A 23,464-nucleotide genomic window follows, 5' to 3' on the forward strand; every position below is an offset into this window, starting at 1 on the left:
GATAGCTCCCGCTTACTTTGTACGTTGTATAGAGTACGCTTCCCCAGCACACAGGACGACCACCGGAGGGCGCACGCATGAACCACCCCGTCGCAGCGGACAGCCACCACGTCATCCAGGTCCGCGGGGCCAGGGAGAACAACCTCAGGAACGTCGACGTCGACCTCCCCAAGCGCCGTCTCACCGTCTTCACCGGAGTCTCCGGCTCCGGGAAGTCCTCCCTCGTCTTCGGTACCATCGCCGCCGAGTCGCAGCGCCTGATCAACGAGACCTACAGCGCCTTCCTGCAGTCCTTCATGCCGTCGCTCGCCCGCCCCGATGTCGACGGACTGCACAACCTGAGCGCCGCGATCGTCGTCGACCAGGAGCGGATGGGCGCCAACTCCCGCTCCACCGTGGGCACCGCCACCGACGCCTACACGATGCTGCGGATCGTCTTCAGCCGTCTCGGCACCCCGCACGTCGGCACCTCGGGCGCCTTCAGCTTCAACCTGCCCGAGGGCATGTGCCCGCGCTGCGAGGGCACCGGCCAGATCTCCGACATCGACGTCGACGAACTCGTCGACCGCGGCAAGTCCCTCAACGAGGGGGCCATCACCGTGCCGGGCTACGCCGTCGACTCCTGGATGTGGCAGATCATGGCCCACTCCGGTTTCTACGACCCCGACAAGAAGCTCGCGGACTTCACCGACCAGGAGTGGGAGGACTTCCTCCACAAGCCGTCCTGCAAGGTGAAGGTCGGCACCAACAACTTCACCTACGAGGGCCTCGTGGTGAAGCTCCAGCGGACCGTCCTCTCCAAGGACCGGGAGGCCATGCAGGCCCACATCCGCGCCTTCGTCGACCGGGCCGTCGGCTTCCGTACCTGCCCCGAGTGCGAGGGCGCCCGGCTCACCCGGGCCGCGCTGTCCTCCCGTATCGACGGGGTCAACATCGCCGAGTGCTCGGCGATGCAGATCAGCGACCTCGCCGCGTTCGTCCGCCGGATCGAGGACCCCTCCGTCGCCCCGCTCCTCGCCGGCCTGCGCGAACTCCTCGACTCGCTCGTCGAGATCGGCCTCGGCTACCTCTCCCTCGACCGCTCCTCCGGCACGCTCTCCGGCGGCGAGGCGCAGCGCGTGAAGATGGTCCGCCATCTCGGCTCCCCGCTCACCGACGTCACGTACGTCTTCGACGAGCCGACCACCGGGCTGCACCCGCACGACGTGCGGCGCATGAACGACCTGCTGCTGCGGCTGCGCGACAAGGGCAACACCGTCCTCGTCGTCGAGCACAAGCCCGAGGTCATCGAGATCGCCGACCACGTCGTCGACCTCGGCCCGCGGGCCGGGACCGCGGGCGGCGAGATCTGCTACAGCGGAAACGTTCCTGGTCTGCGCACCTCCGGCACCCTCACCGGGAACCACCTCGCGCACCGGGCGAAGCTCCGTGCGGAGGTACGGATCCCCAGCGGCGCGCTGAGCATCACCGGCGCCACACAGCACAACCTCAAGGACGTGAGCGTCGAGATCCCGGCCGGGGTCCTGACCGTCGTCACGGGCGTGGCCGGCTCCGGCAAGTCCTCCCTCATCCACGGCAACCTGCCGGGCCGCGAGGGCGTCGTCGTCGCCGACCAGTCCCCCATCCGGGGCTCGCGCCGCTCGAACCCGGCGACGTACACCGGGCTCCTCGGCCCGATCCGTACGGCCTTCGCCAAGGCCAACGGCGTCAAGCCGGCCCTCTTCAGCGCCAACTCCGAGGGCGCCTGCCCGCGCTGCAACGGCCTCGGGCTCGTCTACACCGACCTCGCCATCGCGGCGGGCGTCGCGTCGGTCTGCGAGGAGTGCGAGGGGAAGAGGTTCACGCCCGAGGTCCTCACGTACCGGCTGAACGGGAAGAACATCCACGAGGTCCTGTCGCTGTCGATCGAGGAGGCGTACGACTTCTTCACGGCCAAGAGCCAGGCCCGCACGATCCTCGGCCGCCTCAAGGACGTCGGCCTCGGGTACCTGCGGCTCGGGCAGCCGCTCAACACGCTCTCGGGCGGTGAGCGGCAGCGTCTGAAGCTGGCGATCCACATGGCGGAGAAGGGGGCGGTCTACGTCCTCGACGAGCCCACCACCGGGCTCCACCTGGCCGACGTCGACAAGCTGCTCGCGCTCCTCGACCGACTCGTCGAGGCCGGCAACACGGTCGTCGTGATCGAGCACCACCAGGCGGTGATGGCGCACGCGGACTGGCTGATCGACCTGGGGCCGGGGGCGGGGCACGACGGGGGGCGGGTGGTGTTCGAGGGGACGCCGGCGGAGCTGGTGGCGAAGTCGGACACGCTGACGGCGCGGCACCTCCGCGAGTACGTGGGCGCCTGACGCAACCGCCCCCGGGCCCCCTGCCGTGCCGGGCGCCGTACCAGCGGTGCGAGGGGCCACAGCGGGGCGGCGGGGCGGCCCTCCGGACCAGGGGTCCTGGGGGGGCGCGTCCAGTTCGTGGGATCGGGTGGACCCCGGCTCGGGTTCGCGCGCAGCATTCCCCCATGAGCGACCCCTCCAGGACCTTCCTCATCCTCCACGGTTTCCAGAACCGCCGGCCCCCCGAGCACTGGCAGCACCACCTCGCCCAGCAGCTGCGGGACCGCGGCCACGACGTGCACTACCCGCAGTTGCCCGAGCCCGACGCCCCCGTGCTCGACGACTGGCTCGCCGCGCTGGAGGAGCACGGCACGCGCCCCGCCCGGGGTGAGTTCGTCGTGCTCGCGCACAGCCTGTCCGTGCTGCTCTGGCTGCGGGCCGGCGCCCGTCGGCCGGTCGCCGACCGGGTGCTGCTCGTCGCCCCGCCCTCGCCGCCCGTCACCGCCTCGATCCCCGAGATCGCCGCCTTCGCCGACGGGCTCGACCTGTCGGAGGCGGGGCTCGACGCGCGTCTCGTGTACGGCGACGGCGACCCGTACTGCCCCGGCGGCGCCGAACTGCACTACGGCCGCCCGCTCGGCCTCGACATGGACCACGTACCGGGCGGGGAGCACCTCAACCCCAGTTCCGGGTACGGGGATTGGCCCTCGCTCCTGGAGTGGTGCGAAGACCCCGCCGTGCGGATCAAGGGTCGTTAGGCTGGGTCGGATGTACTCCGACAGCACCGCACCGTACGACCAGGGCCTGCTCGACGTGGGCGACGGCAACCGCGTCCACTGGGAGGTCTCCGGCAACCCGGACGGCCGGGCGGCGCTCGTCGTCCACGGCGGCCCCGGCTCCGGGTCCTCGCCGCGCAGCCGCCGGTTCTTCGACCCGGAGGCGTACCGCCTGGTCCTCTTCGACCAGCGCGGCTGCGGCCGTTCGACCCCGCACGCGAGCGACCCGGCGGCCGACATGGGGGTGAACACCACCGCGCACCTGATCGCCGACATGGAGCGGCTGCGCGAGCACCTGGGGATCGACCGCTGGCTGTTGTACGGCGGCTCCTGGGGCTCCACCCTGATCCTGGCGTACGCGGAGGCGTACCCGGAGCGGGTGACGGAGATCGTGATCGCGGCGGTGACGACCACCCGCCGCTCCGAGACGGCCTGGCTGTACGAGGGGGTGGGGCGGTTCTTCCCCGAGGCCCATGAGCGGTTCCGGGCGGGGGCGGACCACGCGGAGGACCTGGTCGGCGCCTACGCCGCCCTGATGGACCACCCCGACCGGGCCGTACGGGAGAAAGCCGCGGCCGACTGGTGCGCCTGGGAGGACGCGGTCCTGTCGATGGAGGGCCAGGGCACCCCGTACTCGGACCGCGTCGACGACACCCGGCTCGGCTTCGTCCGGATCTGCTCGCACTACTTCGCGCACGGCGCCTGGCTGGAGGAGGGCGCCCTGATCCGCGACGCCCACCGGCTGGCCGGCATCCCGGGGGTCCTGATCCACGGCCGGCTCGACATGGGCGGGCCGCTCGGCACCGCGTGGGAGCTCTCCCGGGCCTGGCCGGACGCCGAGCTGCACGTGGTCGAGACCGCCGGTCACCTGGGCGGGAAGGAGACGGGGGAGCTGATCCTCGCCGCCCTCGACCGTTTCGCGATGCGGGTCCCCCCTGCTCGGGCACAGCCCTGAGCTCGGGGGAGGGTGAGTCCACCGGGCGATCTCCACGGCCGGGCGGGATGATCGAACCATGAGTCCCGTGTCCAAGAGCCCCGCCGCCCCGCACCCGAAGCACCCCGAGATCCATCTCGCCCAGCAGGCGGAGGCCGACGCGCTGCTCGGCCGGTCGCCGCTGGCCGCGCTCGTCGGCATGCTGCTCGACCAGCAGGTGCCCATGGAGTGGGCCTTCTCCGGTCCGTACACCATCGCCCAGCGGCTCGGCGCGGACGATCTCGACGCGCACGAGATCGCCGCCCGGGACCCGGAGGAGTTCGCCGCGCTGCTCTCCGAGAAGCCCGCCGTGCACCGCTACCCCGGGTCGATGGCCCAGCGCGTACAGCAACTGTGCGCGTTCCTCGTCGAGGAGTACGGGGGCGACGCCGAGGCCGTCTGGGCGGACGCGGCGACCGGGAAGGAGCTGCTCGGGCGGCTGCAGGCGCTGCCCGGCTTCGGCAAGCAGAAGGCGCAGATCTTCCTGGCCCTGCTCGGCAAGCAGTACGGGGTGCGGCCGGCGGGCTGGCGGGAGGCGGCGGGGGCGTACGGCGAGCAGGGCTCGTACCGCTCGGCCGCCGACATCACGGGGCCGGAGTCACTGGTGAAGGTGCGGGCCCACAAGCAGGAGATGAAGGCGGCGGCGAAAGCGGCGAAAGCCGCCAAGGAGTCCAAAACAGATGGGAATTGAAAATTCCAGATTTCAATCCTGCTCTATGTGACAGGAATTGTGGAGAAGGTGTTCACAGGATGCCCTGCGGATCGCTAACTTCCCCTCAACCTCGTCCGTAACGGGAAGGACTTCTGTGAACGCTACCCAGCGCCGGGCCGCGGCCGTTCTGGCCGCCGCCGCCCTCGCCACCCCGCTGGTCCTCGCCTCCCCCGCCACCGCGGTGAAGGACCCCGCGGCCGCACCCGCCCGCGATGCCGCCCGGCTGGCGAAGAAGCTGGTCCGCGAAACCACTGGCCAGGACGCCTACAAGCACCTGCAGAAGTTCCAGGCGATAGCCGACTCGGCCGGCGGCCACCGCGCGGCCGGCACCCTCGGCCACGACGCCTCGGCCGCCTACGTGTACCAGCAGCTCAAGAAGGCCGGCTACGACGTCTCGTACGAGCAGTTCGACTTCATCTACACCCAGACGCTCGCCGAGAAGGTCTCCGTCGAGGCGCCCGCACCGCGCGCCCTCGACATCCGCGCCATGACCTACACCAAGTCCACCCCGGTCGGCGGCATCAAGGCCGATCTGGTCGCCGTGCCCGTCGACGCCGACGGCACCACCGGCTGTGAGCCCGCCGACTACGCCTCCGGCACCTTCACCGGCAAGGTCGCGCTGATCAAGCGCGGTGGCTGCTCCTTCGCGATCAAGCAGGAGCGGGCCGCCGCGGCCGGCGCCGCCGGCGCGATCATCTACAACAACGCCGAGGGCATCCTCTCCGGCACCCTCGGCGAGCCGGCCGCGGGCAAGATCCCGACCGGTGGCATCAGCCTGGCCGAGGGCGAGAAGCTCGCCGCCGACCTCGCCAAGGGCGCCGTCAAGCTCTCCTTCGAGATCCGCCAGCTCCAGGAGAAGCGCGTCACCAACAACGTCATCGCGGAGACCAAGGGCGGGAACGCCGCCAACACCGTGATGCTCGGCTCGCACCTCGACTCCGTCACCGCGGGCCCCGGCATCAACGACAACGGCTCCGGCTCCGCCGGCCTCCTCCAGACCGCCCTGGAACTCGCCAAGTCGAAGGACAAGGTCCGCAACAAGGTCCGCTTCGCCTGGTGGTCCGCGGAGGAGAACGGCCTCCTCGGCTCCGACCACTACGTCAAGAACCTGACCGCGCTCGACAAGAGCGAGATCAAGCTCTACCTGAACTTCGACATGATCGCCTCGCCGAACTACGGCCTGTTCGTCTACGACGGCGACAACTCGGACAACGTCGGCGAGGGCGCCGGCCCCGCGGGCTCCGCCCAGCTGGAGCGCGACATCACCGACTTCATGGGCTCGCGCGGCCTCCCGCACGAGGGCACCGACTTCTCCGGCCGCTCCGACTACGGCCCGTTCATCAAGGTCGGCATCCCCTCCGGCGGCACCTTCACCGGCGCCGAGGGCATCAAGACCGCCGCCCAGGCCGCCAAGTTCGGCGGCACGGCGGGCGTCGCGTACGACGTGAACTACCACGCCAAGGGCGACGACCTGAAGAACATCAACATGAAGGCCTTCGACGCCAACATCAAGGTCATCGCCAACGCCGTGGGCACCTACGCCCACGACATCTCCTCGCTGCGCAAGCCGGTCGTCTCCACCCCGACCACCGGCGGCGAGAGCAGCGGCGGCGGCCTGCACAGCGACCACGACGAGGTCACCGAGTGATCCGGTAGCTCCCGCTACCTCCTGCGGCGGGCGGTGCCGAAGATCGAGCGGCTGATCTCCCGGCCCAGCTGGGTGCCGATCGACCTCGCGAGGGACTTGAACATCCCACTGCCCACCACCTGTTCGGTGAGGGAGGGCTCCGGCTTCGGAGCCCTCCCTCCGCCCTGCTTCCGCGCCTTCTCCGCCTCCCTGGCGGCCGCCGCCTCCAGCGCCGCCGCCTCAGCGGCCTGCTGCTCGGCCGTCAGCCTCTCGTACGCCGACTCGCGGTCCACCGCCTCCGCGTACCGCCCGTAGAGCGGCGAGCCCTTCACCGCCGCGTCCAGGGCGGCCGCGTCGATCGGGCCCATCAGCGACTCCGGCGCCCGCAGCCGGGTCGCCGCGACCGGGGTCGGGGCGCCCTTCTCGCTCAGTACGGTGATCACCGCCTCGCCCGTACCGAGGCCCGTGAGGACCTCCTCCAGGTCGTACGGAGAGTTCGGGAACGTCCGTACCGTCGCCTTCAGGGCCTTCGCGTCGTCCGGGGTGAAGGCCCGCAGCGCGTGCTGCACCCGGTTGCCGAGCTGCGCGAGCACGTCCGAGGGCACGTCCTTCGGCGTCTGCGTCACGAAGAACACGCCGATCCCCTTCGAGCGGATCAGCCGCACGGTCTGGGTGATCGACTCCAGGAACGCCTTCGACGCGCCGTTGAACAGCAGGTGCGCCTCGTCGAAGAAGAAGACCAGCTTCGGCTTCTCCAGATCGCCGACCTCCGGCAGGTCGTTGAAGAGATCCGCCAGCATCCACATCAGGAAGGTCGAGAAGAGCTGCGGCTTGTCCTGCACCGACGGCAGCTCCAGGACCGAGACGATCCCGCGCCCGTCCGCCGCCGTCCGCAGGAACTCGCTCGTGTCGAACTCCGGCTCCCCGAAGAAATCGCCCGCGCCCTGCTGCTCGAAGGCCGTGATCGACCGCAGGATCACCCCGGCCGTCACCGTGGACAGCCCGCCGATCCCCTTGAGCTCGGCCTTCCCGGTGTCCGAGACCAGGAACGCCACCACCGCCCGGAGATCCTTGAGGTCCACCAGCTCCAGGCCCTTGGAGTCGGCGTAGTGGAAGATCAGGCCGAGCGACTGCTCCTGCGTCTGGTTGAGCTGGAGCACCTTCGACAGCAGTACGGGGCCGAAACTGGTCACGGTGGCGCGCACCGGGATGCCGGGGCCGGTCCCTCCGAGCCCGTAGAACTCGCAGGGGAAGCCCGTCGCCCGCCACTCCTGGCCGACCTGGGCGGCCCGCTCCCGGACCTTCGCGCCGTCCTCGCCGGGGGCGGAGACGCCGGACACGTCGCCCTTGATGTCGGCGAGGAAGACCGGCACGCCGTTCGCCGAGAGCTGCTCGGCGATCAGCTGGAGCGTCTTCGTCTTGCCGGTGCCGGTCGCGCCGGCGACCAGTCCGTGCCGGTTGAGCACGGGCAGCGGGATGCGGATCGGCGCGTCCGGGTGACACGCGCCGTCCCAGAGCAGTGCCCCCAGATCGAGTGCCGCGCCCTCGAAGGCGTACCCGGCGGCGATCTCGGCGGCGGGGCCGCCCAGCGCGGCCGGTGGCTGCTCGCTCACGCTCATCACGGCACCCCAATTCCGGTTTGTCACGGTTCGCACCAGCATCCCACTGCCCGTGCATGGCTGCGCCGGGAGCCGCTCGCCCGGTAGGCTTTCCGTGTGATCTTCAAGCGCATCGGAAACGGAAAGCCGTATCCCGACCACGGCCGGGAAAGCACCCGGCAGTGGGCGGACGTCGCCCCGCGCCCGGTCCGTCTCGATCAGCTGGTCACCACCAAGGGCCAGCTGGACCTGGAGACGCTGCTCGCCGAGGACTCCACGTTCTACGGCGACCTCTTCGCGCACGTCGTGAAGTGGCAGGGCGATCTCTACCTCGAGGACGGACTGCACCGCGCCGTCCGCGCGGCGCTCCAGCAGCGCCAGGTGCTGCACGCCCGCGTCCTGGAAATGGACTGAGCCGGCGCCGACCGGCCCCGTACCCGCTGACCCTTTCGGGGTCAGTTCGCCCCCATCCGGACGCGATCACATGATCATCAAGTAGGCATCGCCGACGGGCGGCATTACGCTGCGTTCATGAGCATGCTCACTCCCCCCGGAATGGGCGGAAAGTACCGCATCACGGGGGACGTCTACCCGCGCATGCGCCGCCCCCACCGCCGGCGCAGGATCATCCTCGCGTCCGCCGCCGCCGTGGTCGTGCTCGGCGCGGCCGGCTGGGGCACGCTCCAGCTCGTCGACGTCTTCTCCGGCGACGAGGGCACCCGGGCGACGGCCGGCAAACAGGCCGACTGCAAACCCGTCGCCCAGGCGACGACCCCGCCCGCGGCCGCCCTCCCCAAGCCCGCCCAGATCACGGTCAACGTCTACAACGCGACCCCGCGCAGCGGGCTCGCCAAGACGACCGCGGACGAGCTCAAGAAGCGCGGCTTCAAGATCGGCAAGGTGGGGAACGCGCCCGCCGCCTACGACAAGAAGGTCCCCGGCGCCGGTCTGCTCCTCGGCGCCACGACCGCCACCAAGGGCGTCTTCCCGGTCCTCGGCACGCAGCTCGCGGGCGCCACGACGAAGACGGACACCCGGGGCACGGCGGACGTGGACCTGATCATCGGGACCGCCTTCAAGAACCTGGCCCCGAAAACGACGGCGGACGCGGCCCTGGTCGCCCTGACCAAGCCCGCGCCCGTACCGACCGGGAAGTGCTGACGTACTTCTGAGGCGCTCTCAGCTCCTCGGACTCCTGAGGAGCTGAGCGCTACTCGGCGGAGCCCGCAGCCTGCTACTCGGCGGAGCCGGCAGCCTGCTACTCGGCGGAGCCGTACATGCGGTCGCCCGCGTCGCCCAGACCCGGAACGATGTAGCCGTTCTCGTTGAGACGCTCGTCGACCGAGGCCGTCACGACGGTGACGGGGGTGCCCGCCAGCTCGCGCTCCATGACCTCGACGCCCTCCGGGGCAGCGAGGAGCACGACCGCGGTCACGTCGTCGGCGCCGCGCTTGATGAGCTCCTGGATGGCCGCGACGAGCGTGCCGCCGGTCGCCAGCATCGGGTCCAGGACGTACACCTGGCGGCCCGAGAGGTCCTCCGGCATCCGCGTGGCGTAGGTCGACGCCTCCAGCGTCTCCTCGTTGCGGATCATGCCCAGGAAGCCGACCTCGGCGGTCGGGAGCAGCCGGACCATGCCGTCGAGCATGCCGAGCCCGGCGCGCAGGATCGGGACCACCAGCGGACGCGGGTACGACAGCTTCACGCCGGTCGTGGGCGTGACGGGGGTCTCGATGTCGACCTGCTCGGTCCGGACGTCCCTGGTGGCCTCGTAGGCGAGCAGGGTGACCAGCTCGTCGGCGAGCCGACGGAAGGTCGCGGAATCCGTGCGCTTGTCGCGCAGCGTGGTGAGCTTGTGGGCGACCAGCGGGTGATCGACGACGTGGAGACGCATGACTCAACAGTAGCCCGCCCCGCACTGGCATCGACCCACGCCACTGGGGGAAGGTGGGTGGCACGGGGACCCAGCGATGGGGTGGAGTGGCCGATGCCCGACCTGGAAGAACCGGCCGACGGCGCCGCCGAGGGGGCGGCCCGGACACCGGCACCGGAGACCGACGCGGAGCGCCGCAGGCGCCGCGCCCAGTTCCTGCGTGAACTCGGCGAGGCGAAGGCGCTGCGCGAGCGCGTCCAGCCGCGACGCGCGCGGGCGGCCCGGATGCGGCAAGCCATGCGCATGCGCACCTTCCGCTGGTGAGGAGCCCACCGGAAGCCCGGCACGAGCCACCCAGGGTTCCACCCCGGATTCCGCCCAGCGGGCCACCCAGGATCCTGCCCAGGGGCTCCTCTGGTGCGCGCCGGGCCCCCTGACGGAATCCCGCCGCTCCGGCCCCGGCCGCGCCCCGTCCCGTCCCTCCGTGCGCCCCCTGCGTGCGCCGGGGTCGTACGCCCACCCGATCGCGGGGTCGTTCAGACTGATGCACGACGCAAGAGCCGAAGACCTCTCCTGTGGGCGCCGTATCTGTCACGATGCCGATTGGGCGGGGCATCAGGACCGCGCCGCCGGATCGTCACACCTCTGATCAGTGGGAGAGAGTCAGGTGTACTTCGCCGCACTGCTCGCGCGCACCGAAGACGGGTGGGAAGCGAGCGACACGGAGCTCGACGACGTGGAGACCCTGTCGGATCTGACCGAGCTCGCCCGCGAGGCCTCGGACGACGACACGGTGATCGTCTTCATCGAGCAGGAGGACGCGTGGTTCGGGATCGTACGGATCGAGGGTGAGGAAGACCCTCGCATCTACGTCTCGGACGGCGCCGCCGCCGCCCGTTCCTCGTACGGGGAGATCCTCACCCGGGAGATCCTCGGCGACGACCTGGACGACATCGTCGACGAGCTCGAATCGCTGGACCTGGACGGCACGGAGGACGGGGAGCCGCTCGACGGCGACACGGACGACGACGAGGAGACGAGCGTCGCGGCCGAGGCCGTGCCGGCCGCTCCGGTCGGCGACCGGCTGATCCTGGCGGACCTCGGTATGTCCCCGGCGGATCTGCTGGCGCTCGACAGCGACGCGCTCGCGGAGATCGCGGACGCGCTGGGGGCCGCCGAGGTCCTGGAGGCCGTCCGCTAGTGGCCCGCGCCGTACCTGTCGTACCTGTGCCCGACCCCGTTCGGGACCCCTGGCGGGACGCCATGCGGCTCGCCCTCGCCGAGGCCGACGCGGCCGTGTCGGCCGGTGACGTACCGGTCGGCGCGGTCGTGCTCGGCCCCGGCGGCGCGGTGCTCGCCCGCGGGCACAACGAGCGGGAGGCGACCGGTGACCCCACCGCGCACGCCGAGGTGATCGCCCTGCGCCGGGCGGCCGCGGCGACCGGGGAGTGGCGGCTCACGGGCTGCACGCTGGTCGTGACCCTGGAGCCGTGCGTGATGTGCGCGGGGGCACTCGTCCAGTCGCGGGTCGAGCGGGTGGTGTTCGGCGCCCCGGACGAGAAGGCGGGCGCGGCTGGTTCGCTCTGGGACCTCGTACGGGACCGCCGGCTCAACCACCGGCCCGAGGTGATCCAGGGCGTGCTCGGCGAGGAGTGCGCGGAGCAGCTCACGGCCTTCTTCCGCACTCGCTGACCTGCCACGCGATACGGATTTCATCGCAGCGCGAGTTTCGGCTAAGCTCTCTCTCGGTAGCGTGTCCGAGCGGCCGAAGGAGCTCGCCTCGAAAGCGAGTGTGGCGCAAGTCACCGAGGGTTCAAATCCCTCCGCTACCGCCGGCAAGAACCCCTCCGATCCGTGGAAACGGATCGGAGGGGTTCTTCTTTTGCCGTCGGCCAGCGCCCTGGTCCTCCGTCAGGAGGCGGAGAGCGGCGCCAGGGGGCCCGGGGGCGGGCCTGGCCCAGGAGGCCACCCACCGGCCGGACTCGGACCTCGGGGTGGCCGCGGTGCCGCTCCGCCTCCCCCGGCTAGCGGTGGCGCCCGCGCTCCAGGAGCTCGAACGCGCCGATGACGACCAGGACGATTCCCAGCGGACGCCCCCTGAACCAGCCGAATTCGAGATCCGGGAAGAACAGGGCCAGCACTCCGCCCGCGACGATTGCCGTGAGGCCGAAAATTCGCTTCATACCTGTGCTCCCCCTGGGGTATGTCCGCGTTCGGTAAAGAAACCGCCAACTTGGCTCCACCGTACGCCCTATGGGGTGTCCGGCATCGAGCTGCTGGCCGAATTGGGGAGGCCCGGCCGAAAACCGACCGACGCCCGCATCTGACCGCCCGGGCAGGGACGGGGGGCCGTCGTCGGAGCCGTTGACCGGCACGGCCGACGGAAGCCCACGGCGGCGGTGCTGCCCCGCCGCTGCGGGCTTCCGCCGCTGCGAGACGGACTCGGCGCGCTTACGGGCGTCCGCACGGCGCCGCCCGAGGCGGGGTGCCGTCCCTGCGGAACGCCACGAAGAAAGGCCGGTACGGAATTCTCCCGATCCCGGGCGGTCGTCGCACGAGCTTGCGACCGCCCTCGTATCGCCGGTGAATTCCACCAAGAGTCGTACGGCCCCGCAAACCGTCCACGGCACGCGTCGTCGGCAAGGGGTTTCGGCAACGGTCCGCCGCATTCCCCGGAACACCGGGAACACGCCTTCCGCGGGAAACCTCGGGAAGTGGGGCCGGGCGCGGCCGGGGCCACTTCGTCGGGCAGGGAAGCCAGGACGGGGGGAGCGGCATCGGGGGGACAAGCCGCTCCCCCCCGATGAGAACCGGTCCTACAAGCCCGCGCCGCAGTCAGGGGGAAGCTCGCGGCGCGGACCCCGCAGTGCGGGCCGGTTCCAGGAGCCCTTCCGATTCCTGCCAGATCCTCCGGGCTCGACATCCATCCTGCTCCGCCGTCACCCTTCCGGGGGACGGCGAAAGGCCTCGATCGCCGGGCCCTTGGTCCATAAAGCCTCGGTTAGAGTGGCGCGGTCGTACGGCGGGGGAACAGGCGGGGGAACAGGGGAGGGCTGGCTATGGCGCAGGCGAAGAAGGTCGCGCTCTACGCGGTCGCGGTCTTTGTGCTGTACACGATCATCACGTCCCCTGCCCGGGCCGCCGATCTCGTACAGGTAGGGTTCGAGGGCATTTCCAGCGCCGCCCAGGGTGTCGGCGAGTTCATGACCGAACTCATCAACTAGGAGCCCTTCGTGATCCGCCATCTGGTCCTCTTCAAGCTCAACGACGGTGTCGCACGCGACGAGCCGCGTGTCGTCGCCGGCGTCGAGGCGTTCCGCGCCCTCGGCGACCAGATCCCGGAGCTGCGCTTCTGGGAGTGCGACTGGAACATCACGGACCGGCCGATCGCGTACGACTTCGCCATCAACTCGGCCGTCGAGGACACCGACGCACTCCAGCGCTACCTGGACCACCCCGCGCACCAGGCGGGTGTCGCACAGTGGCGCGAGTTCGCCACCTGGGTGATCGCGGACTACGCGTTCTAGTCCGCGGCAGACGCCAGGCCCCCCGCCATCGAGGTGGGGGGCTTTTTCGTGCGCGATTCCACGCGTGACCTCCCCTTTTTCCGTCACTATGCCCTCAACACGTCACTATGCGGTGCTTGCACACAGTGGACATGTCTTGTGATGCTATGACCGCTTTTGACGGATGAGTTGACCGTAGTTGACCCAGTCGACCAGCAAGACCAGCCAAAGGGGTGGCGTGAACGTGCCGGCCAGTACAGCGCCTCAGGTCCCGCCCCAGCACGAGGCAGGCGGCGCGGAGACCCCCCGCCCCCGGCCCCAGAGCACCCGCGGCGCCGACACCCGCGCCCTCACCCAGGTGCTCTTCGGGCAGCTCAAGAACCTGGAACCGGGCACTCCGGAGCACCACCGGGTGCGCGGGGCCCTCATCGAGGCCAACCTGCCGCTCGTGCGGTACGCGGCGGCCCGCTTCCGCTCCCGCAACGAACCGATGGAGGACGTCGTCCAGGTCGGCACCATCGGCCTCATCAACGCCATCGACCGGTTCGACCCCGACCGCGGCGTCCAGTTCCCGACGTTCGCCATGCCGACCGTCGTCGGCGAGATCAAGCGGTACTTCCGCGACAACGTCCGCACCGTGCACGTGCCCCGCCGCCTGCACGAGCTCTGGGTTCAGGTGAACGGAGCCACCGAGGACCTCACGACCGCCCACGGCCGCTCCCCCACGACCGCCGAGATCGCCGAGCGGCTGCGGATCGGCGAGGACGAGGTGCTCGCCTGCATCGAGGCCGGACGCTCGTACCACGCGACCTCCCTGGAGGCCGCGCAGGAGGGCGACGGGCTGCCCGGGCTGCTCGACCGGCTCGGCTACGAGGACCCCGCGCTGGCCGGCGTCGAGCACCGCGACCTCGTCCGGCACCTGCTCGTCCAACTTCCCGAGCGGGAGCAGCGGATCCTGATGCTGCGCTACTACAGCAATCTGACGCAGTCCCAGATCAGCCAGGAACTCGGCGTCTCCCAGATGCATGTGTCAAGGCTCCTCGCCCGCAGCTTCGCGCGTTTGAGATCCGCAAACAGAATCGAGGCGTAGCTGAATCGGGTAGACCGGTTCGGAGCAGTTCTGCGGCGCCCCAAATGCCTTACACCCCTTGTTTCCTGCGGATATGCACCCTCGGCTTGTCGACAAGTCACTACAGCGTGTTGCCGACATGTGACATTCTGCTGGAACCGAGTTTGCCGCAGCCCCGCCGCCGGTATTCAGGTGGTGGCTGCGTTCCTCAGATGGTCGCGGCCACCGCGACCGTCCGCGACCTCAAGGGGGTGGCATGTCCACAGAACTGGGCAGCTCGAAGGTGCTCACGCTCACGCCCGTTCCCGTGCCCACGCAGACGACGGCGCCGACCGCGACCGACAGCGCGGAGGCCATGCCTCCGCCGATGCCCGTCACGTCGGGGGCCCTCGACACCCGCACCCTCTCGCGCTCCCTCTTCCTGAGGCTGCGCGCCCTCGACACCGAGGGCGCCGCCGCGGACAGCCCGGAGCGGACCTATGTCCGCGACACCCTCATCGAGCTCAACCTCCCCCTCGTGCGGTACGCGGCGGCCCGCTTCCGCTCGCGCAACGAGCCGATGGAGGACATCGTCCAGGTCGGCACCATCGGCCTCATCAAGGCGATCGACCGCTTCGACTGCGAACGGGGCGTGGAGTTCCCGACGTTCGCGATGCCGACGGTCGTCGGCGAGATCAAGCGCTTCTTCCGCGACACGTCCTGGTCGGTCCGCGTCCCGCGCCGGCTCCAGGAGCTGCGCCTCGCCCTCACCAAGGCCAGCGACGAGCTCGCTCAGAAGCTCGACCGCTCCCCCACCGTGCCCGAACTCGCCGCCGTGCTCGGGGTGTCGGAGGAGGACGTCGTCGACGGCCTCGCCGTGGGCAACGCGTACACCGCCTCCTCGCTCGACTCCCCGTCGCCCGAGGACGACGGCGGCGAGGGCTCCCTGGCCGACCGCCTCGGCTACGAGGACACGGCGCTCGAAGGCGTCGAGTACCGCGAGTCGCTCAAGCCGCTGCTCGCCAAACTCCCGCCCCGGGAGCGACAGATCATCATGCTGCGCTTCTTCGCCAACATGACCCAGTCGCAGATCGGCGAGGAGGTCGGCATCTCCCAGATGCACGTCTCCCGGCTGCTCACCCGCACCCTCGCCCAGCTGCGCGAGGGCCTCATCGCCGACTGAGTTCCGCGAAGGACTCCCTTGTTGACGGATCGTCAGACAGACTGGCGGTCATGAGGCGAAGGAAGCCCGGACTCGTAGCGGTGGCGCTCTGCCTCGGCGGGGCGCTGACCGCCTGTGGCGGCGGAGGAGACGGCGAGGGGTACGCGGCGGTGGGCGCCGGCCCCTCCCCGGGAGCGGCGGGCACCCCCTCGGGCGCGGTCACCCTGGTCCCCCTGGACGGCCCCACGACGAGCGGGGACACGTCCAGCACGTCGTCACCGTCACCGGCTCCGGAGGGGCCGTCCACACCGCCGCCCGGAGTCACTCCGGGCCCCGGCACCCCCGGGTCTTCCGATGCGGGTACGGGTACCGGGCCGAGTACGGGCGCGGGGTCGGGCGCGGGTACGGGCTCAGGCACCGGTACGGAGTCCACCACGGCGCCGACGACCACGCCGGGCGGCTCAGGTTCCGGCTCCGGCTCCGGCTCCGGCTCCGGCGGTACGCCCCCGGGCACGGGTCCGGGTCCCGGCACCGGCACCCCTCCCCGTACGCCCTCACCGCCCGGAACCGGCACCCCCGCGCCCTCTCCCTCCCCTGTCCCCACTCCCGCCCCCGGGCCCGCCGTGGTCACCGTCTCCGCGCCCGTCCTCGCCGACGGCGACCGACGCTGGTGCGAGAAGGTGACGGTCACCTTCCGGAACAGCGGGGGAACGGCGGCCCGTTCGGGCACGGTCACCTTCGCCACCCATGTCATCGGCGCCCTCGGCATCGACTGGGCGACGCTCACGTCCACCCGGCCACTGCCCGCGCCGCTCGCCGCCGGGACGGCGCGGACGGAGACGTACACCGTGTGCGTGGACTCCTGGCGGGTGCCGCTGGGGATGCGGATCGACACCCGCGAGGTCTCCGCTACCTGGCGGTGACGGGGAAGCTCACCTCGGTCAGGCCTTCCGAGAGCTCCCACAGCTCGCGCCCCGTCCCCGGGTCGGCGGACGCGCCGGAGGGACGTATCCGGGTGGGCGCGCCACGCAGCTCGCCCACACCGTCGGGCCCGATGAACTCGCCGCCCTCCAGGCCCGGTTCGGTCGCCGCGTACAGCTGCGGGAGCGCGCCCCGCTCGGGGCGCTGGGCGAGCAACGGGTTGCCGATGCGGCCGAGGACCAGCTTCAACAGGCCTGAGGTGTTCCGGGTCTGGAGCCGGGTCGCCGTGTATCCGGGGTGGGCGAGGACGCTGCGGACCGGGCTGCCGGACGCACTCAGGCGCCGGTGCAGCTCCTGCCCGAAGACGGCGTTCGCGAACTTCGACTGGTTGTAGAAGGCCATGGGCGCGTAGCCGCGCGCACCGGTGAGGTCGTCGAGGTGAAGGCGGCCCTGGCGGTGGTTGATCGAGCTGACCGTGACCACCCGGGGGTCCCGGCCGGCGGCGAGCAGGTCGAGCAGCAGCCCGGTGAGCGCGAAGTGGCCGAGGTGGTTGACGGCGAACTGGACCTCGTGGCCCTGGGGGCTCAGGGTGCGGGGCGGCGCCATCACTCCCGCGTTGTTGACGAGGACGTCGAGCCGCGGGTGCTCCTCCCGCATCCGGCCGGCGAAGGCGTGCACCGAGTCGAGGTCGGCGAGGTCGAGTGGGCGTACGGCGAGCAGGTCCGGCGTGATCCCGGCCGCGACGAGCTCGTCGACGGCCCGGCGGCCCTTCCCCTCGTCCCGCACGGCGAGGATCACGCGGCCGCCCCGGCGGGCGAGCTCCCGGGTGGTGGCGAGGCCGAGGCCGCTGTTGGCCCCGGTGACGACGAAGAGCCGCCCGGTCTGGTCCGGGATCCGGTCGGCGGTCCAGCGCTGCTTCTTGGTCATGCGACACACGCTGACGCTTGTGTCACCGAGTGTCAAGAGCGCAATCAAGTGCCATGGAAGCGTCCTGGTGCCACGGAAGGCACCGCGTTACGATTCCGAACGTGAGCACCCGCCCCCACATCGACCCCGGTCCCGGCCAGGGCCATGGCCCCGGTCCCGGCCGGACCCCCGGCCCCGCCCCCGTCAGCCTGGCCCAGCGCAAGCGTCAGCTCGTCGCGACCGAGCTCACCGAGGCGGCCCTCCAGCTGCTCGCCCTCAAGGGCTTCGACGCCGTCACCGTCGACGAGATCGCGACCACCGCGGGGGTCTCCAAGCGGACCTTCTTCCGGTACTTCGCTTCCAAGGAGGACGTGGTCGTCCAGTTCCTGGCCGACATGGGCGCCGACATGCGCGCGGGCCTGGCCGCCAGGCCCGCCGGGGAGCGCCCCTCCGAGGCGCTCCTGCACGCCGTCTCCGTGCCCCTGACGATCTGCGACGCCCACGCGGACCGGGCCCTGCCGGTGGTCCGGCTGATCCTGCGCACCCCCGCGCTGCTCGCCCGCTTCCTGGAGCACCAGGCGCGGTGGCGGGAGGATCTGACGGAGGGACTGGCGGCCCGCCTGGGCCGCGACCCCCGGGCCGACCTCTACCCCCGGCTGGCCGCGGGCACGGCGCTCGCCGCCTTCGACGCCGTACTGCACCGGTGGAGCGAGGGCGAGGACGCCGGCGGCTCCGCCGACCCGGGCACCCTGATCGAAGAGGCGTTCGCGGTGCTCGCGCCCGCCCTGGACTCCGCCGCCCTTTAAGACACGCACCACCCCTTTAGACACGCGCCACCCCTTGAGCACGCGCGATTCCTTAGAGCACGCGCGATCCCTTAGAGCACGCGCCCTCCGTTGAACACGCGCCCGCCCACCGGCACGTACCCCCGAGCGGGCGAAAAGAAAGGTGGACCGGGCCCGCGTGACGCGGATCCGGCCCACCCAGGGCTCGGTGAGGGACAGGTCGGTCAGCCCAGGGCCAGCCAGGCGACGGCCGCCAGGACGACGATCACCGCGACCACGCCCACGATCAGGCCGACCTTCGGGCCGCCCGACGCGGCCGCGACCTGGGGCTGCCGCTGCTGCGGGGCGCCCTCGTCGACGAAGGCGCGGAACATCTGCGTGTTGCCGGCGGGGTCGTAGGAGCCCTCGGGGCCCTGGCCCTGGCCGTACGGTGCTTGGGGGTTGTGTGCCATGGGTCAGGACCCTAGCGAAGTACGGGTGAGGGGCCCAAGCCCCGTACCCCCACCCCCGCGGAACCGTCCGCGACCCACACCTCCGCTCCACCTTTGCCTATTCTTTAGCGCCGTTTGACCGATTTAGTTTGCCTGGAGCAACCATCGATCTCTATGGTTGCCCTAAGCAACAACATCTGGGGAGCGCCCGATGGACGACTCGATGGACAGCTCGGTGGACCGGGGCAATCGATACGAGAACCTCGCCCGCCAGGTGAGCGCCATCGGAGCGGTGAAGCGCGGACTCGCGCGGGTCCTGCCCGCCGAGTGCCCCAGCGGATCCGCCATCGTGCTCGCCCTGCTCAACCACCACGGCGACATGCGGATGGGCCGGGTGTCCGAGCTGATGGCCGTCGACATGTCGGTCAGCAGCCGGCACGTGGCCCACACCGTGGACCGCGGCTGGGTCGAGCGACTGCCCGATCCCGCCGACCGGCGCTCCCGGATCCTGCACCTGACCCGGGTGGGCGAGGACATGCTCGCCGTCCTCGACCGACGGCTGACCGACATGCTCGCCCGCACCCTCGCGGAGTGGTCCGACGACGACGTCGAACTGCTCACCACCCTGCTCGCCCGCCTCCGCGATTCCTTCGGGGACTGCCGGGCCCACCACGCTTGAGAACGAAGGAACTTGATGGCTACGACCACCACACCAGAGACCGGTGTGAGCGGCGGGAGCGCCAAGCAGGGGGACATCGCCTCCGGCGGCGCCCCGATGACGCACAAGCAGATCATGGAGGCGCTGTCCGGGCTGCTGCTCGGCATGTTCGTCGCCATCCTGTCCTCGACGATCGTCTCCAACGCCCTCCCCCAGATCATCACCGACCTCGGCGGCGGCCAGTCCGCCTACACCTGGGTGGTCACCGCCGCACTCCTCTCGATGACCGCGACCACCCCGCTCTGGGGCAAGCTCGCGGACCTCTTCTCCAAGAAGCTGCTCGTCCAGATAGCCCTGATCATCTATGTGGCGGGCTCGGTCGTCGCCGGTCTCTCGCAGAGCACCGGCATGCTCATCGCCTGCCGTGTCGTGCAGGGCATCGGCGTCGGTGGTCTGACCGCCCTCTCCCAGATCATCCTGGCCGCGATGATCGCCCCGCGTGAGCGCGGCCGGTACAGCGGCTACCTCGGCGCGACCTTCGCCGTCGCCACCGTCGGCGGCCCGCTGCTCGGCGGTGTCATCACCGACACCGACTGGCTCGGCTGGCGCTGGTGCTTCTACGTGGGCGTGCCCTTCGCGATCATCGCGCTGATCGTCCTGCAGAAGACCCTCAAGCTCCCCGTCGTGAAGCGCAAGGTCAAGGTCGACTGGGCCGGCGCCTTCTTCATCAGCGCCGCGGTCTCCCTGCTCCTCATCTGGGTCACCTTCGCGGGCGACAAGTACGACTGGATGTCCTGGCAGACGGCCGTGATGGTGCTCGGCGCGATCGCGCTCGGCGGGATCTTCCTGCTCGTCGAGTCGAAGGCGAGCGAGCCGATCATCCCGCTCCGCCTCTTCCGCAACCGCACGATCACCCTCGCCTCGCTCGCCTCGCTCTTCGTGGGTGTCGCGATGTTCGCCGGCACGGTCTTCTTCAGCCAGTACTTCCAGCTGGCGCGGAACGAGTCGCCGACGATGTCCGGCGTCCTCACCATCCCGATGATCGCGGGTCTGTTCGTCTCCTCCACCGTCTCGGGTCTGATCATCACCAAGACCGGCAGGTGGAAGGCGTGGCTAGTCAGCGGCGGCGCTCTCGCCGCGGGCGGTCTCGGCCTGCTCGGCACGATCCGCTACGACACGACGTACTGGCACATCGCGCTGTTCATGGCGGTCCTCGGCCTCGGCCTCGGCATGATGATGCAGAACCTGGTGCTCTGCACCCAGAACCAGGTGGCCCCCGCCGACCTCGGCGCCGCCTCCTCCGTCGTCACCTTCTTCCGCTCCCTGGGCGGTGCGATCGGTGTCTCGGCGCTCGGCGCGGTCATGGCCCACCGGGTCACGGACTACGTCAAGGAGGGCCTGGCCGAGCTCGGCCCGAAGGCCGCGGCGGCCATGGGCCAGGGCGGCACGGGCGGCGGCATCCCCGACATGGACAAGCTGCCGGCCCCGATCCGCACGGTCATGGAGAGCGCCTACGGACACGGCGTCGGTGACGTCTTCCTCTACTCGGCGCCGTTCGCGCTGCTGGCCTTCGTGGTGACGCTCTTCATCAAGGAAGTCGCCCTGAAGAGCAGCTCGGTGAAGGGTGACGAGAAGCCGGTGGCCGCGGAGGCCGCCGCGGAGGCCTAGAAAGACTCCCGGCCGCGCTTCGAGCGGAGGCACGGCCGGGTCCAGTACGGAGCGGCGGGCAGGGGACGGCCCGCCGCTCCGTCATTTCCCGGTTTCCGGGACCTGCTTCCCACCGGCCTCGGGCCCACCGGCCCGCTTTCCACCGGCCTCGGTCCGACCGGCCTCGGTTTCACGGGAAACCATCGTCTCGATGCCGGCCACGAGGACGTCCAGCGCGTAGGCGAAGTCCCGGTCCCAGATCTGGGTGACGCTGCCGTGCGAGGCCCGCTCGTCGAGGATCTCCGCCATGGGTTCGAGGGCATCCACGAAGCTCGGGTCGCCACGGAAGGCCTTGATCGACTCCACGTAGAAGTCGTCCTGCGACATCCCGGCCTCCGCCGCGCGCCGCCCGAACTGGGACTCGATCGTCCCGTAGCCGTAGACGAACTGGAAGACCGCCGACGTCGCACTGGGCTGACGGTCCATCGGCAGACCCGTGTCGCCGATCGCCTCATGGATCTTGGCGCCGACAGCGATCGCGTGCGGGCCGATGTTCAGGTACTGCCCGGCGCTCGGCGACATCCACGGGTGGCGGACCAGCATCCGGCGGTACTCCAGGGCGAGCACCCTGATCCGGTCCCGCCAGCCGTCGGCGGCCTCCACGGCCGCGAGGTCGAACTCGCCGTACACGCTGTCCATCGCGAACTCGATGATGTCGTCCTTGGTGTCCACGTACCAGTACAGGGACATCGCGGTGACGTTCAGCTCGGCCGCCAGCTTGCGCATCGACAGCTTGGCCAGGCCCTCCTCGTCGAGCATCCGGATCGCGGCGGCGACGATCCGGTCCCGGTCGAGACCGGCCGGACCGCCGCCGCTCCGCGGGGTCCGGGTCTCCAGCCAGACGCTGGAACGCGCCGGGTTCTTGGCCCGGTCGGCTGCCTTGACCATCGCGTTCCTCCGTCTGTCAGTTCTCCGTGACCATGCTAGGCAGCGATCGGCTCGTCGGGCGTCAGGGCCTTCTCCGTCCGCTCGGCCCGCCGGAGCAGGGCCGCCGCCACCAGACCGCCGGCGAAGACGGCGATCGCGCCGACCAGCTGGCTGGTCTGGAGGCCGGAGGCGAAGGCGTCCGCGATCTCCCGTCGCTCGGCCTCGCCGCCGGCGGCCGCGAGGGCGGCCGGGAGGGAGGTCGCGGTGACGGCGACGAGCGCGGCGAAGCGCGCGTTGAGGACGGCGCCGAGGACGGCGACACCGAGGCCGTTGCCGAACTCGGCGAGGGTGCCGTTGATCCCGGCGCCCACGCCCGCCTTCTCCGGCGGGATCGAGCTCATGATCGCGTTGGCCATGGCCGGGGAGGAGACGGCGATGCCGCCGCCCATCAGGACCAGGCCGAGGAGCATGCCCGCGTAGCTGCCGTCGGTGCCGCCGCCGAGCAGCGAGATCGACGTCAGACCGCCGGCGACCAGGGTCATGCCGAGGACGACGGTGGGCGGGGTGCCCAGCTTCATGACGATCCTCGGGCCGATGCCGGTCAGGTTGAGACCGACGATCGTCAGCGCGAGCGGCGCCATCCGCAGACCGGCCTCAAGGGGTTCGTAGCCGAGCACGAACTGCAGGTGCTGGGTGAGCAGGAAGAGCGAGCCGCCCATGCCGAAGACGACCAGGATCGAGCCGCCGATGGCACCGATGAACTTCTGGTTCCGGAAGAAGTGCATGTCGAGCATCGGGTACGGGGTGTGCAGCTCCCACAGAGCGAACGCGCCGAGACCGAGCAGCCCGATCGCGGCCGGGACCAGCACCTGGGCGGAGACCCAGCCGTGCTCGGGGCCGCTGATGATCGCGTACACGACGGCGGTCATGCCGATGGTGGAGAGCAGCGCGCCGAGCAGGTCGGGGCGCTCACCCTGTGGGTTCTTGGACTCCGGTACGAGCTTGAGGACGGCGACCAGGGCCACGACCGCGACCGGGATGTTGATCAGGAAGATCATTCCCCACCAGAAGTGGTTCAGGATCACGCCGCCGATCAGCGGCCCGCCGGCGAAGCCGAGGGAGGCGACGGTGGACCAGAGCGCGATGGCCTTCACCCGCTCCGAGTCGTCGAAGATCTGCATGACGACGGCGAGGGTGGTGGTCATGAGGAGCGCGCCGCCGACGCCCATGCCCGCGCGGGCGGCGATCAGCTGCGTGGTGGAGTCGGCGAGTCCGGCGGCGAGCGAGCCGATGCCGAAGAGCGCGAGTCCGATCGCGAGCAGCTTCTTGCGTCCGTAGCGGTCGGCGGCGTTGCCCGCGCTGAGCAGCAGGCCGGACTGGACGAGCGAGTACGCGTTGATCATCCACTGGATGTCGGTGGTGGTCGCGTGGAGTTCGGAGGTCAGCGACGGGATGGCGACGCTGAGGACGGTGTTGTCGAGCAGCACGGTGAGCTGGGCGAGGCAGATGACGCCGAGGATCAGCCAGCGCTGAGGGTGACCGCCGGTGGCGGTCGGTTCGGTCGCGGCGGTCGTCGCCGTCATGGGC

The 23,464-nt window shown here is 70.8% G+C and carries 25 protein-coding genes and 1 tRNA gene; 19 read left to right on the plus strand and 7 right to left on the minus strand.

Features of this window, described 5'->3' with window-relative positions:
- Nucleotides 1-77: 77 nt before the first annotated feature.
- From ACIP8Z_RS20980 to ACIP8Z_RS21000, 5 genes are all read left to right on the plus strand, one after another.
- Nucleotides 78-2,348, plus strand: coding sequence for an ATP-binding cassette domain-containing protein (locus tag ACIP8Z_RS20980; protein ID WP_402085500.1), 2,271 nt, complete (start codon nt 78-80; stop codon nt 2,346-2,348).
- A 164-nt stretch (nt 2,349-2,512) separates the two neighbouring features.
- Entirely contained in the window at nt 2,513-3,085 is a 573-nt protein-coding gene (locus ACIP8Z_RS20985) for an RBBP9/YdeN family alpha/beta hydrolase (protein ID WP_402085502.1), read from the plus strand.
- A 10-nt stretch (nt 3,086-3,095) separates the two neighbouring features.
- Nucleotides 3,096-4,058, plus strand: coding sequence for a prolyl aminopeptidase (gene pip / locus ACIP8Z_RS20990; protein WP_402085504.1), 963 nt, complete (start codon nt 3,096-3,098; stop codon nt 4,056-4,058).
- A gap of 58 nt (nt 4,059-4,116) precedes the next feature.
- Nucleotides 4,117-4,767 (plus strand): HhH-GPD-type base excision DNA repair protein, encoded by a 651-nt coding sequence (locus ACIP8Z_RS20995; RefSeq protein ID WP_402085507.1) that lies wholly within the window; start codon nt 4,117-4,119, stop codon nt 4,765-4,767.
- Nucleotides 4,768-4,882: 115 nt separating this feature from the next.
- Nucleotides 4,883-6,436, plus strand: a complete 1,554-nt coding sequence (locus ACIP8Z_RS21000) for a M28 family metallopeptidase (protein ID WP_402085510.1) — start codon at nt 4,883-4,885, stop codon at nt 6,434-6,436.
- 14 nt (nt 6,437-6,450) lie between these two features.
- Here ACIP8Z_RS21000 and ACIP8Z_RS21005 read toward each other — a convergent pair whose 3' ends face one another.
- Nucleotides 6,451-8,034: a helicase HerA-like domain-containing protein gene (locus ACIP8Z_RS21005; protein WP_402085512.1), complete on the minus strand. Its 1,584-nt coding sequence runs from the start codon at nt 8,032-8,034 to the stop codon at nt 6,451-6,453.
- Between the two features lie 96 nt (nt 8,035-8,130).
- Here ACIP8Z_RS21005 and ACIP8Z_RS21010 point away from each other — a divergent pair, with 96 nt between their 5' ends.
- Complete coding sequence (locus ACIP8Z_RS21010) at nt 8,131-8,427, plus strand: type II toxin-antitoxin system VapB family antitoxin (protein WP_015034993.1); 297 nt, start codon at nt 8,131-8,133, stop codon at nt 8,425-8,427.
- A gap of 117 nt (nt 8,428-8,544) precedes the next feature.
- A complete protein-coding gene (locus ACIP8Z_RS21015) occupies nt 8,545-9,174 on the plus strand; it encodes a LytR C-terminal domain-containing protein (RefSeq protein ID WP_319315027.1) in 630 nt (209 codons plus the stop codon).
- Nucleotides 9,175-9,271: 97 nt separating this feature from the next.
- On the opposite strand, the gene upp is transcribed toward ACIP8Z_RS21015, so the two are convergent.
- Nucleotides 9,272-9,907, minus strand: a complete 636-nt coding sequence (gene upp / locus ACIP8Z_RS21020) for a uracil phosphoribosyltransferase (protein ID WP_015034991.1) — start codon at nt 9,905-9,907, stop codon at nt 9,272-9,274.
- A gap of 93 nt (nt 9,908-10,000) precedes the next feature.
- On the opposite strand from upp, the gene ACIP8Z_RS21025 reads away from it, so the two are divergent.
- From ACIP8Z_RS21025 to ACIP8Z_RS21040, 4 genes are all read left to right on the plus strand, one after another.
- Nucleotides 10,001-10,210, plus strand: coding sequence for a hypothetical protein (locus ACIP8Z_RS21025; protein ID WP_266967309.1), 210 nt, complete (start codon nt 10,001-10,003; stop codon nt 10,208-10,210).
- 343 nt (nt 10,211-10,553) lie between these two features.
- On the plus strand, nt 10,554-11,087 hold the full coding sequence (locus tag ACIP8Z_RS21030; RefSeq protein WP_319315034.1) for a hypothetical protein: 534 nt from the start codon (nt 10,554-10,556) through the stop codon (nt 11,085-11,087).
- A gap of 62 nt (nt 11,088-11,149) precedes the next feature.
- Nucleotides 11,150-11,578, plus strand: coding sequence for a tRNA adenosine(34) deaminase TadA (tadA, locus tag ACIP8Z_RS21035; protein ID WP_402086501.1), 429 nt, complete (start codon nt 11,150-11,152; stop codon nt 11,576-11,578).
- A 55-nt stretch (nt 11,579-11,633) separates the two neighbouring features.
- A tRNA-Ser gene (locus tag ACIP8Z_RS21040) sits at nt 11,634-11,718 on the plus strand.
- A 192-nt stretch (nt 11,719-11,910) separates the two neighbouring features.
- Here ACIP8Z_RS21040 and ACIP8Z_RS21045 read toward each other — a convergent pair.
- Nucleotides 11,911-12,069: a hypothetical protein gene (locus ACIP8Z_RS21045; RefSeq protein ID WP_402085516.1), complete on the minus strand. Its 159-nt coding sequence runs from the start codon at nt 12,067-12,069 to the stop codon at nt 11,911-11,913.
- An 876-nt stretch (nt 12,070-12,945) separates the two neighbouring features.
- Here ACIP8Z_RS21045 and ACIP8Z_RS21050 point away from each other — a divergent pair.
- From ACIP8Z_RS21050 to ACIP8Z_RS21070, 5 genes are all read left to right on the plus strand, one after another.
- Complete coding sequence (locus ACIP8Z_RS21050) at nt 12,946-13,110, plus strand: hypothetical protein (protein ID WP_319315040.1); 165 nt, start codon at nt 12,946-12,948, stop codon at nt 13,108-13,110.
- A 9-nt stretch (nt 13,111-13,119) separates the two neighbouring features.
- Nucleotides 13,120-13,413: a Dabb family protein gene (locus ACIP8Z_RS21055; protein ID WP_055599441.1), complete on the plus strand. Its 294-nt coding sequence runs from the start codon at nt 13,120-13,122 to the stop codon at nt 13,411-13,413.
- 223 nt (nt 13,414-13,636) lie between these two features.
- Nucleotides 13,637-14,482 carry an RNA polymerase sigma factor SigF gene (locus tag ACIP8Z_RS21060; RefSeq protein ID WP_030318136.1) on the plus strand — a complete coding sequence of 282 codons (846 nt, stop codon included), beginning with the start codon at nt 13,637-13,639 and terminating at the stop codon, nt 14,480-14,482.
- A gap of 235 nt (nt 14,483-14,717) precedes the next feature.
- Nucleotides 14,718-15,623: an RNA polymerase sigma factor SigF gene (locus ACIP8Z_RS21065; protein ID WP_402085519.1), complete on the plus strand. Its 906-nt coding sequence runs from the start codon at nt 14,718-14,720 to the stop codon at nt 15,621-15,623.
- A gap of 50 nt (nt 15,624-15,673) precedes the next feature.
- On the plus strand, nt 15,674-16,525 hold the full coding sequence (locus ACIP8Z_RS21070; protein WP_402085522.1) for a hypothetical protein: 852 nt from the start codon (nt 15,674-15,676) through the stop codon (nt 16,523-16,525).
- Here the strand turns inward: ACIP8Z_RS21070 and ACIP8Z_RS21075 are convergent.
- Nucleotides 16,512-17,450 (minus strand): oxidoreductase, encoded by a 939-nt coding sequence (locus ACIP8Z_RS21075; RefSeq protein ID WP_402085524.1) that lies wholly within the window; start codon nt 17,448-17,450, stop codon nt 16,512-16,514. The two genes, ACIP8Z_RS21070 and ACIP8Z_RS21075, sit on opposite strands and share 14 nt — an antisense overlap.
- 188 nt (nt 17,451-17,638) lie before the next feature.
- Between ACIP8Z_RS21075 and ACIP8Z_RS21080 the strand changes: the two genes are divergently transcribed.
- Nucleotides 17,639-18,235, plus strand: coding sequence for a TetR family transcriptional regulator (locus ACIP8Z_RS21080; protein WP_402086503.1), 597 nt, complete (start codon nt 17,639-17,641; stop codon nt 18,233-18,235).
- A gap of 203 nt (nt 18,236-18,438) precedes the next feature.
- Here ACIP8Z_RS21080 and ACIP8Z_RS21085 read toward each other — a convergent pair whose 3' ends face one another.
- Nucleotides 18,439-18,666 carry a hypothetical protein gene (locus ACIP8Z_RS21085; protein WP_055602853.1) on the minus strand — a complete coding sequence of 76 codons (228 nt, stop codon included), beginning with the start codon at nt 18,664-18,666 and terminating at the stop codon, nt 18,439-18,441.
- 190 nt (nt 18,667-18,856) lie between these two features.
- Between ACIP8Z_RS21085 and ACIP8Z_RS21090 the strand changes: the two genes are divergently transcribed.
- Both ACIP8Z_RS21090 and ACIP8Z_RS21095 read left to right on the plus strand, forming a co-directional pair.
- On the plus strand, nt 18,857-19,324 hold the full coding sequence (locus ACIP8Z_RS21090) for a MarR family winged helix-turn-helix transcriptional regulator (protein WP_402085527.1): 468 nt from the start codon (nt 18,857-18,859) through the stop codon (nt 19,322-19,324).
- A gap of 15 nt (nt 19,325-19,339) precedes the next feature.
- Entirely contained in the window at nt 19,340-20,971 is a 1,632-nt protein-coding gene (locus tag ACIP8Z_RS21095) for an MDR family MFS transporter (protein WP_402085529.1), read from the plus strand.
- Nucleotides 20,972-21,052: 81 nt separating this feature from the next.
- Here the strand turns inward: ACIP8Z_RS21095 and ACIP8Z_RS21100 are convergent, their stop codons facing one another.
- Nucleotides 21,053-21,898 carry a TetR/AcrR family transcriptional regulator gene (locus tag ACIP8Z_RS21100; RefSeq protein ID WP_402085532.1) on the minus strand — a complete coding sequence of 282 codons (846 nt, stop codon included), beginning with the start codon at nt 21,896-21,898 and terminating at the stop codon, nt 21,053-21,055.
- Between the two features lie 35 nt (nt 21,899-21,933).
- Complete coding sequence (locus tag ACIP8Z_RS21105; protein WP_402085534.1) at nt 21,934-23,460, minus strand: MFS transporter; 1,527 nt, start codon at nt 23,458-23,460, stop codon at nt 21,934-21,936.
- Between the last annotated feature and the right edge of the window lie 4 nt (nt 23,461-23,464).

The organism is Streptomyces sp. NPDC088553 (genome assembly GCF_044752965.1).
Taxonomy (GTDB): domain Bacteria; phylum Actinomycetota; class Actinomycetes; order Streptomycetales; family Streptomycetaceae; genus Streptomyces.